This is a genomic window from Anaerolineae bacterium (assembly GCA_013178015.1).
Lineage (GTDB): Bacteria > Chloroflexota > Anaerolineae > DRVO01 > DRVO01 > Ch71.
In genome coordinates this window covers 47810-58115 of sequence record JABLXR010000023.1, presented here as the reverse complement: position 1 = coordinate 58115, position 10306 = coordinate 47810, and the positions used below count along the sequence as shown (strand labels likewise).

The 10306-nt window shown below is 67.6% G+C and carries 8 protein-coding genes; 3 read left to right on the top strand and 5 right to left on the bottom strand.

Features of this window, described 5'->3' with window-relative positions:
• From HPY83_10365 to HPY83_10345, 5 genes are all read right to left on the bottom strand, one after another.
• Positions 1–1162: MFS transporter (locus HPY83_10365; GenBank protein ID NPV08347.1), on the bottom strand; the 1162-nt coding region annotated here is incomplete at its 3' end.
• Positions 1163–1336: 174 nt separating this feature from the next.
• A complete protein-coding gene (locus tag HPY83_10360) occupies positions 1337–1678 on the bottom strand; it encodes a helix-turn-helix transcriptional regulator (GenBank protein NPV08346.1) in 342 nt (113 codons plus the stop codon).
• A 352-nt stretch (positions 1679–2030) separates the two neighbouring features.
• A complete protein-coding gene (locus HPY83_10355) occupies positions 2031–2843 on the bottom strand; it encodes an N-acetylmuramoyl-L-alanine amidase (GenBank protein ID NPV08345.1) in 813 nt (270 codons plus the stop codon).
• Positions 2844–3008: 165 nt separating this feature from the next.
• Positions 3009–4997 (bottom strand): S8 family serine peptidase, encoded by a 1989-nt coding sequence (locus HPY83_10350; GenBank protein ID NPV08344.1) that lies wholly within the window; start codon positions 4995–4997, stop codon positions 3009–3011.
• A 235-nt stretch (positions 4998–5232) separates the two neighbouring features.
• Positions 5233–6363 (bottom strand): beta-lactamase family protein, encoded by a 1131-nt coding sequence (locus HPY83_10345; GenBank protein ID NPV08343.1) that lies wholly within the window; start codon positions 6361–6363, stop codon positions 5233–5235.
• A 494-nt stretch (positions 6364–6857) separates the two neighbouring features.
• Between HPY83_10345 and HPY83_10340 the strand changes: the two genes are divergently transcribed.
• The 3 genes from HPY83_10340 to HPY83_10330 are packed head-to-tail and all read left to right on the top strand — an operon-like array spanning position 6858 to position 9852.
• Positions 6858–7721 (top strand): ABC transporter ATP-binding protein, encoded by an 864-nt coding sequence (locus HPY83_10340; protein NPV08342.1) that lies wholly within the window; start codon positions 6858–6860, stop codon positions 7719–7721.
• Positions 7722–7732: 11 nt separating this feature from the next.
• A complete protein-coding gene (locus tag HPY83_10335; GenBank protein NPV08341.1) occupies positions 7733–8779 on the top strand; it encodes an ABC transporter permease in 1047 nt (348 codons plus the stop codon).
• On the top strand, positions 8776–9852 hold the full coding sequence (locus tag HPY83_10330) for an ABC transporter permease (protein ID NPV08340.1): 1077 nt from the start codon (positions 8776–8778) through the stop codon (positions 9850–9852). The genes HPY83_10335 and HPY83_10330 overlap by 4 nt, the downstream gene beginning before the upstream one ends.
• Positions 9853–10306 lie beyond the last annotated feature (454 nt).

Below are 10306 nucleotides of genomic sequence, written 5' to 3'. Positions count from 1 at the left end.
CCTCTCCGTGTCTCCCCCTCTCCCCCTCTCCGTATCCCCGCCGCCAGGCCCACATAGCGACTGCTGCCGTCAGGGCCATGGCCGCACCGAAGAGGAAGGGAGCGCTGGGGCCGAAGCCCTGCCAGGCGCCCACGCCATCCCACAGGATGCCGGCGATCAGGGAAGCGGGGAAGTCCAGCACCCCTAGAACGGCGGCGTAGGTGCCGTAGGCGATGCCGCGCAGGTGGGCCGGGACCACGTCTGCCACCATGGCCTTGGCAGTGCTGTAGGCCATCCCGTAATAGACCCCGTATACGGCGTAGAGCGTCCAGATCTGCCAGCCGGCCCCGGCCAGGGCGAAGCCCAGGTAGATGAGGGCGTACACCAGCCAGCCGCCGATGAGCAGACGCTCCCGGCCGATCCGGTCGGACAGAGAGCCAGCCGGGGTGGAGATCACGGTGTAGACCAGGTTGAAGGTGAGCAGCATGCCCATGACGCCGGCGGCGCTCAGCCCGGCCTGGTTGGCCCGGAGGATGAGGAAGGCGTCGGAGGAGTTGCCGAGATCGAAAACGGCCACGATGAGCATGAAGATGGCGAAGGGCTTGCCCAGCCCGCGGAAAGTGACTCTGGGAGGCGCGGCTTTCGCAGGCGCGCGCGGCTCCTGAGCCCCCAGCGCCAGGGACATAACCGCGAGGAAGGCTGGGATCAGGCTTATGAGGACCAAAGTGCGGAAGGTGGATTCCCTCAGGGTCGCGCCCGTGGCCAGGATGACCGCCAGAGCGATAAGCAGGCCCAGGGCCGCGCCTCCGGTATCCGCGGCCCGGTGAAAGCCGAAGGCCAACCCCCGCTGGCTGGGGCCGATGGAGTCGGCCACCAGGGCGTCCCGGGGCGCGGTGCGGATCCCCTTGCCCACGCGATCGGCCCAACGAGCGGCTGCGACCGTGCCCCAGGAGTTGGCGACGTAGAAGAAGGGCTTAGTCAGAGCGGAGATACCGTAGCCGGCCACGGCCACCCACTTCCGCCCGCCCAGCCGGTCGGACAACCAGCCGGAGAAGACGCGCAAGATGCTGGAGGTGGCCTCCGCCACGCCCTCGATGAGCCCGATGACATTGGTCTTGACTCCTAGGACGTTGGACAGGAACAGGGGCAGGACGTTCAGCACCATCTCGCTGGAGACGTCCATGAAGAAAGAGGTGAGGCTGACGGCCCACACGTTGCGAGGCAGAGAGCGCACGCCGGAGCGCTCCTGCACCGATGAACTCCCGCTGGCGCTACTCACGTCATCCCCTCCAGAGCCGCCGGGCTAGCGACTGCCCGGTCCTTCGCGTCCGCGCACCGTGCCGAGCGGGCGCCATAGCTAGTGGTCGTGCCCCTGTGGTGCCGGAGGCTGGGTGGCGTCGTCGTCCTCCAGCAGCTCTCGCACCAACTCGAGGGCCTTATCTCTGGCCGCCTCCAGCGCCTCCCGGCCGGCAGGGGTGAGGTGGTAGTACTTGCGCACGCGGCCCTCCACCACCCGTCGCTCCCGAGCCAGCAGACCCTTCCTCTCCAGGCCGGAGAGCATGGGGTAGAGCGTGCCCGGGCTGAGCTGGTAGCCGTGGTGGGATAGCTCCTCTATGAGCCAGAGACCGTACACCGGGTGCCTGCCGGCGTGGTAGAGGATGTGCGTCTTGACGAACCCGAGGAAGAGGTCTCTCTCCATCTGCCTGGCCGATTACGCAACTCGTTATCGTAGCGCGATAACGGTGGCGGAATGGTAGTGCGCTCGGGTCGAAAGCGCAAGCTGGAGAGCGCGCGGGAAACTGCCTAGACCTAGTAGGTGGTTCCTGGGCGACGACGTCCCTGGAGGCGTAGGCTTCTCATGATGAACGCGTCCGGCGGAGGAGCGCGCCCCCGTATGCGGTGGCCTCGCCGCAGAGGGCGCAGGCGGCAGAAGACCCCCGCTGAGGGGCTGGCGGCCAGAGGGGTGTATCGAATCCCCCTTCCCGTAGCTGGCAAGGCGAATCCCTCGTGCGCCGGGCACGTTCGCGCTCGGTAGAGCCCGAGGCCTCCCGCTACTTGCGGCAGGGCGGGTTGGCGCAGGGTGGTCCGCCCTGGCCCCCATTGTCCCCGCCATCGTCTCCGCCCTCTCCTCCACTCTCAACATAAGCCAACACACCGGCGTGGATGGCCTGGGCGATCTGGGCCCGCCGGCACCCCATGCACTCGGGGTTCGGCATCGGATCACCGGTAGCGTCGAGCAGTGCCACTCCCTCAGCATCCACCGCGTGGATGGTGACCGTGAGTTCCTGCGCTTCGTCGGGGCAGGACATGAACAGCGGCTCGGGCATGATGGCGGGCATGTCGCTCTTGAGCAGCACCCCGGAGGCGTACTGGTTGAGGCCGAGGTCGCGGAAGGCGACCTGATCCGGGGCGCCGGTCAGCAGGTACTGGTACAGCACCGGATGGACCGCCTGGGCGAGCGCCAGGTCTTCCTTCTTGAAGTAGAGGGTCTGGGAGCCGTCCCAGGTGGGGTCGCTCACGCTGTTGGTGTGGACCGAGATCAGCAGCGTCGCCTTCTCCGCATTGCAGAAGGTGTAGCGATCGCTGTTGGTCAGATACCGGTCGTCCGTGCGGGTCATGACCACCATTGCTCCGTCGTACTCCAGGAGAGCCTTGAGGCCGAAGGCCACGTCCAGGTTGATGTCGGCTTCCTCCAGGCCGAAGGGCTCGTTCGTGGCGCCGGGGTCGGTGCCTCCGTGGCCGGGGTCGAGGCAGATGTGCTGGCCGGCCAGTGCGCCTTGGGCCTGGACCCGGCCGATGCCCGGCAGGGCGACGGCGAGGAGCGCCACTGCCAGGGCCAGGCCCAGAACCGTTGCCTTTCGCATGTTGCCTCCCTTGCGCGAATGAGTGGAGACGGCCGACCCGCGTTGACGGCCGTTCTCGAGGGCAGTGCGACGCTATCAGAGGGCGGCGGCAGGTCAAGGCGCGCAGACGGCCCGGGGAAGGAACCGGCATGGTCCCCTTCCCGGGCCGCTTCTTCCATCGAGCTTCTACGGCCGGTTGACGGATATGGTGGTTCCGCTGCTGTCGCCGTCCGGGTCGTGGTTAGAGCCGGCGTCGTAGGTGAGGCCGTCTCGCGATACTCCGGTGACGGTCAAAGTCACCGACGGGACGCTCTTGATGGCTCCGGTGCTCACGCTGCACTGGCCGCCGGCCCCCGTGGTGCAGGAGGCGCTCCCGGAGTAGCCGTCGCTCCAGGTTCCGGTCACAGCGGCGGAGGCGACCGGCGCGTGCCCGGCATCGTGGACGGTGACGGTGACGGTGGCCTTCCAGTTCCGGCCCGCGACGGTAGTGGATCCGTCCAGGTCGCCCACGTGCATGGCGTCGGAGGGTGGAGGGGCGGTGCTGTTGTCCACCGTGACGGTGATGCTGTCGCTGGCCGTCTGGCCGGCGGTGTCGGTGGCGGTGGCGGACACGGTGTAGGCGACGTCGGTGTAGGCCGTGGTGTCCCAGCTGGCCGACCACCCACTGGAGCCGTCGCTGTCGGACCCGATGCTGGTGCCGTCCACGAAGAACTCCACCTGGGTCACGCCGTTGTCGTCTGTAGCCTGGGCGGTGACGGCTACCGCGCCCGACACTGTGGCCCCATCGCTCGGATCGGTTATGCTGACCGTGGGAGGCTGATCTACCGGCGTTGAGCCGCCGGACTCGGCCCGGCCCAGACGTTCGGGATTGCCGTCGGGGTCATCGAAGAGGGTGAGGCCGGAGAGGTGGTTCTGGTTCCAGCCGGCGTCTACGAGGGCCTGGCGGATGGCGTACACTCCGGCGGCGTTGGTGGCCCGGCCGTGGGTGGCGATGTAGAGCGCGGCCAGCCCGGCGCCGTGAGGAGAGGCCATGCTAGTGCCGCTCATGGAGGCGTAGCCGCCCCCCTTGTAGGTGGAAAGGATGTCCACTCCCGGCAGCATGAGGTCGATGGCGGCCCCGGGCGAGGTGACCGGGTTGCCGGGTGCGACGCTGCGGCTGTAGTTGCTGAAGCAGGCGAAGGAGTCGTCCCTGTCCTCGGTGCAGGCGGAGAAGCGCAGGGTCTTGCTGGTGATCCCTCCGGGCCGGCCGTCGAAATCGGCGAGGGCGGAGATGGTGGCTACCTCGGGATAGGAGGCCGGCTCCGTGTCGTCGGAGGTGCCGAACTGGCCGTCAGCCCCGTAGACGTCCGACAGGCCGTTGCCGGCGGCCACCACGTACACCACGCCTCGAGCCACGGAGTTCTGGATGGCGGTCCGGGCCGAGGCCACGTTGCCGCCCCAGCTCAGGCTCATGTTAGCCACCTCGATATCCGAGGCTCGCGCCGTGACCCAGTCTATGCCGGCGATGACCCAGGAGAGGTAGCCGGAGCCAGAGTCGCTGAACACCTTCACCGCCCAGATGCGGGCGCCGGGAGCGACCCCCACCACGCCAACGCCGTTGTCGAGGGCGGTGGCGATCCCGGCCACGTGGGTGCCGTGACCGTCAGCGTCGTCTCCGTGGCCGTCCTTGCACGAGCCTCGGAAGGGGTTGGGCCCGGCGCAGTCGGTGACCCCGGCCACATTGAGGTCGGGATGCGACCGATCCACGCCCGTGTCTATGATGGCGATGTCCGCGTCCACCCGCGTATCCACCCCGTCTATGCCGGCCACGGGACTGAGGTCGGCGTCAATACGGTCCACGCCGGTGGGCAGGACCTGCTCCGCCAGGTAGACGGGGACGTTCTCTTCCACGTAGGCCACCCGCGGGTCGCGTTGCAGGCCCTCCAGCCTGCCCTCGGGGACGACGGCGGCCATGCCCCGGAGGGCGTGACGGTAGACGTGAGTCACCGCCAGGCCGTGGGCCCGAGCGAGGGCCTCCGCCGCCAGCCCCGGGTCGGCGCCTTCGGCGAACACGACGATGTGAGTGGCGACCTCCGGGATGCCCGGCGTGGCCGGCGGGCCGGCCGCCAGCAGGAGCGGGGTGGCCAGCAATAGCAGGGCTCCGATGATCTGTCCGATAGGCGACCTTGACCGCATCTGATTCCTCCTGGCTACCGCTGGGCTGCCGGGGACGATTCCCACCGCGGGTATCGGTGTCGGCGGGCCCTGCGCGGGAGCGCGACTCTGAAGACATACGGATGCTGGCCGCAGGCGCGCCTCTACTCCGGGCAGATCCGCTGCCTCAGTATAGTGGAGAGGTATAAAAAGGAAAGCGCCGAAGTATAGGAAAGTGGTTGGATTCGGCCCCCTGTAGGATGGCGATGGGCAGCGTTTACGAGGCCGGGGGCGGGGCCGCCCTCAGCACCGCGCTCGCCACGGCGTTCGAGAACCGAGGGAAGAGGTAGTTGTTCCTCCCCGGCTGATTGGTCAGCAAGACGCAAGCTAGGTGGGTGGCCGGGTCGGCCCAAAAGACGGTGCCGGTGGCGCCGATGTGGCCAAAGGTGTCGGGCGAGGTCAGGTCGCCGAACTGGTTCAGCCCCAGGGCCCAGCCCAGCCCCCAGCGGTGAGTGAGCTTCTCCTCCGGGGGGATATCCGGCATAGGGGTAGTGTGATCGCGGACCATAGCCTGTCGCGCGGCCGGGGTCAGCGGGCCGGGCAGGTCTCCCAGCATGTGGGCCAGGAACCGGCCCAGGTCAGCGGCGGTGGAATGCAGCCCACCCCAGGGAGCGCCGAAGTCGCGCCAGTAAGGCGAGTTCCAGCCCCAGTCGGAGTCCGAGGTGCCGTACTGGGGCTCGTCGGGAGAGCCGACCAGAGCGGTGCGCTCCATGCCCGAATCGGGCAGGCCCAGGGTGGTGTCGTCCATGCCCAGAGGGCCAAAGAGGTGCTGCCGCAGGAAGTCACGCAGCTTCTGGCCCGTCGTCCGCTGTACGATCTCGGCCAGCATGAGGATGCCCATGCTCTGGTAGCTGATCCGGGTGGCGGCGGGGAAGAGGGGCTCGACGGAGAACACCTCCTGGACGAACTCCTCGATGGGGGCGTGGCGCCGGCGAAGCTCGGCGTTGTTAGGCAGCTGGTCGGGGAGGCCGGATGTATGGGTGAAGAGGTGACGCACCGTGATGCGGTCCTTGCCCCTCTTGCCGAATCCTTTGAGGAGTGCCGCCACCTGCTGGTCCAACGCGAGCGACCCGTCCTGCACCAGCAGCATCGCGCCAGCGCAGACCACCGGCTTGGTCAGGGAAGCCACCAGGAAGATGGTGTCCTCCTGCACCGGATGGGCATCCTGGGCGGGGGAGCGACGGCCCGCGGCCCACAGGCGCGCGAACTGGCCGTTCTTCAGCACGGCGGCTGCCGCGGCCGGCACCGTTCCCTGCGCCACCGCCTCCGCCAGCACGCGCCCGGCCAACTCCAGGCGCTCCTCCGACAGGCCGAGTCTCCCTGGAACGGTCGCTGTCTCTGGTGACATCGCCACCACCCTCCATTATCGGATGCAGAGGTAGGCTAGCCTCAATAGGGCGCTCCCGCAAGAGCCTGTCCACTAGAGCGCCTCGGGGAGCCAGTGCGTGGGGTCAGAATCGGGCGGGAACTGATCGCGTTTGTGGATTCACGCGGTAGGGGGCGCGTGCCTTTTGGGGGGAAAGAGCCAGGACCCTCGAGGAGTTCGCGCGCCCACGCGCGAAAGGACCCTGGCTTCACACCCCTCGCCAGGGGGCGCGCACTGGTCAGCAGGGTAACTGGGTCCTGGTCCTCCTGAGTCCTGCGCAGGACCTGAGCTAGGACTCGCTCTCAATACCCGAGCCACTGCCGGCAGTGGCCAAGGGACGAGAGCAGTAGTATAAATGGAGGCGCAAAGCCCCCGAGGTGTGTCTGGCCGGCGTCTCGATGCTGGTTTGGGCGTGCTTGAGGGGGCTCCGTTCTTCGCCGCTCTATCGCGTTCGCGGTTTGGCTATCGGAGGGACTATGGGCACTCCAGCTATCGTGGCGGAGGACCTCACCTACCGCTATGGCGACCTCACCGCCGTTGATCACATCAGCTTCAGTGTGGCCGAGGGGGAGATCTTCGGCTTCCTCGGTCCTAACGGGGCGGGGAAGTCCACTACGGTGAAGATGCTCACTGGCCAGTTGCGGCCCAAAGAGGGCCGGGCGACGGTGCTGGGGCTGGACGTGGCGCGGCGGCCCAAGGAAGTGCAGGCTCAGATCGGTGTCTGTTTCGAGGTGACCAACCTGTACGAGCAGATGTCTGGCATCGCCAACCTGACGCTGTTCGCCAAGCTCTTCGGGGTGAAGGATTTCGATGCCGGGGCGCTGTTGCGTCGGGTGGGGTTGGACGGCCGGGGCCAGGATCGGGTGGAGACTTACTCCAAGGGCATGAAGCAGCGCCTGATGATCGCCCGGGCTCTGGTCAACCGGCCGCGCATCCTGTTCCTGGACGAGCCCACCGAGGGCCTGGACCCCGCCTCGGCCGTCTCTATCCGCAACATCATCCTAGAGGAGAGGGAGCGAGGAGCCACCGTGTTCCTCACCACCCACGACATGATGGAGGCCGACCGGCTGTCCGACCGGGTGGCTTTCATCAACCAAGGCAGGATCGTGGCCCTGGACACTCCGCACGCCCTGAAGCAGAGCTACGGCCAGCGCCGCCTGCGGGCCGAGGTGGCCACCGGCGACGGGGCACTGGCGGTGCGGGAGATCGTGCTAGACCGGCCCGAGACGTCAGCCGAGGTGGAGGCTCTCTTTCGGCAGGAACGAGTCATCACCCTTCACACGGAAGAAGCTACCTTAGAGGACATCTTCATCGCCATCACCGGCCGGAGGCTGACGTGAACCACGGCCGCATCGTCCTCACCGTCGTCGCCAAGGACCTGAACCTGTACTTCCGGAACCGGTTCTTCGCTTTCATCACGGTTCTGGGGCTGGTGTTCTACATCGCTGCCTACTTCCTCATGCCGCGCACCGTGGACGAGGAATTGACCATGGCCATCTACGCCCCGGTCATGCCACCGGCGTTGGCCGAGGCCCTGGCCGAAGAAGGGGTTGTCCTCGACAGCCAGCCTTCGGAGGAAGCTCTTCGAGCTGCGGTGGCCAGCGGCCAGTACCAGGTAGGGGTGGTGCTGCCCCCGGACATGACGGAGCAGATCGCTGCCGGGCGGAGGCCAACGGTTCAGCTCTACTTCACCGCCGACCTTCCGCCCGAGTTTGGGGAGGTCTACATCATGTTCGTGCGGGAGCTGGCCTTCCTCATCGGGGGCGAGCCTCTGAACATCGAGACGCAGGAGGAGGTGTTGGGGCCGGACATGGCCGGTCAGCAGGTGCCTCCGCGCGACCGTATGCTGCCCCTGCTCGCTGTGTTCGTGCTCATGATGGAGACTCTGGGGATGGCCAGCCTGATCAGCAGCGAGGTGGAGGCTGGCACTCTGCAGGCACTGCTGGTCACGCCGCTGACGGTGCCGGGGCTGTTCTTGGGGAAGCTGATCACTGGCACCGGCCTGGCCTTTGTCCAGACGGTGTTGCTGATGGCGGTCACCGGTGGCCTGATGCGGGAGCCGCTGCTGATCCTGGTGACGCTTCTGCTGGGAGCTGTCATGGTGACGGGGCTGGCGTTCCTGGTGGCGTCGGTAGCTCGGGATTTCATGTCGGTGATCGGGTGGGGGATACTAGTGGTCGTGTTGCTGGCCATCCCGGGGATTTCGGTGCTTCTGCCCGGGCTGGTGTCGGGGTGGATACGACTGCTGCCCTCGCACTACCTGGTGGACGCGGTGCGTCGGGTGGTGAATTTCGGCGCCGGCTGGGGAGAGGTCGCTTCGTCGCTGGTCCTGCTGGCCGCGTCTGCTGCCGTGTTCGTTGGGGTGGGGATGGCGAGCCTGCGAAGGAGGTTCGCGTGAGTCTACGGCGAATCGGCGTGCTCCTGAGGAAGGAGATCAGCCAGGGGTGGCGCAACGTTATGTTCATCTTTGCGGTGGTGATGCCGATTGTGCTCACCGTCGTCGTCTCTCTGCTTTTCGGCACGGTGTTCTCGGGCAAGGCCCGCCTGGGCCTGGCCGATGAGGGCACCTCGCAACTGGTGGCCCGGGCCCGAGCGCTGGAGTCGCTGGAGGTGAAGGTCTACACCTCCGCCGCGCAGTTGCGGGCGGCGACGGCCGAGGGGGCGGTCGATCTGGGCGTCGTCCTCCCGGCTGGTTTCGACGAGCGGATCATCCGGGGCGAGCCTGCCAGCCTGGTCGCCTACCTATGGGGAGAGAGCACGCTCAGGAACCGAGCGGTGCTGGGCTCGACCCTGGCGACGCTGATCCGGGACCTGGCCGGCCAGGAGGCGCCGGTGGAGATCGTGACCACCACATTGGGCGGGGAGGCGGCAGTCCCGTGGGAGACCCGGCTGCTGCCCTTCATCCTGATGATGGCCATGTTCCTGAGCGGCGGCATGGTGCCGGCGGCCACGCTGGTAGAAGAGAAGCAGAAGCGCACTCTGCGGGCGCTCACCACCTCGCCGGTGTCGCTGGGCGAGGTGTTTGCGGCCAAGGGGCTCCTCGGCGTGATCTTGAGCGTGGTCATGGTGGCCGTCACTTTGGTCCTCAACCGGGCCTGGGGCGGTGAGCCATTGCTCCTGCTGGCGACGCTGGTGCTGGGGGCGATCATGGCCGCCGCCGTCGGCATTCTGCTGGGGGCCTTCATCAGAGACATCAACACCCTCTTCACCGTGATCAAGGGGGCAGGCATACTGCTGTACGCCCCGGTCATCGTCTACCTGTTCCCCGAGATACCGCAGTGGATCGGGCGAATCTTCCCCACCTACTACATGATCGGGCCGTTGGTGGAGATCACCCTCGAGGGCGGGACCTTCGCCACCGTGGCGCCGGAGTTGGCGGTGCTGGTAGGTCTGAATGTGCTGCTGATCGCCGTCATCGCGGCCGTCGCGGCGCGGGCACCTCAGTCGGAGGGGGCGTTGAACCCGGCGTAGGGAGCTCACGCCAAGACGCCAAGCAGAGTCACCTCGGCGTCTTGGCGTGAGACTGAGTGGCCCCAGTCACCAACAAGAGATGCGCGGTCCTCACCTGCCCGCCGGCACCGACGGCGTCTGGGCGGAGGGCAGGGCGGAGATGGTCGCGGAGACGGGGCGGGGCGGCGCGTTTCGGGGTGCTATGGCGCACGCTCGAGCAGGAAGGGGTGGAAGAGTGCAGCCTGTTCGCCACCAACCTGGGCCAGCTCCGTCCTCTGGCCCCCGATGCGATAGAGTCACCCGGGCGGGAGGGGCACAGGGGCGCGGATGGCAGAGGGGGCGACGTGGGGGCGCCGGGATCGTACGGCAGCGTAACGGGTTCGATCTAGCGTGGGAGGCGTGAGGGCGGCAGCCTGTTTAGGGCTGCCGGGCAGTGAACCGGGAGTGACGACCCGACGGCACCTTCCCGCCAGTT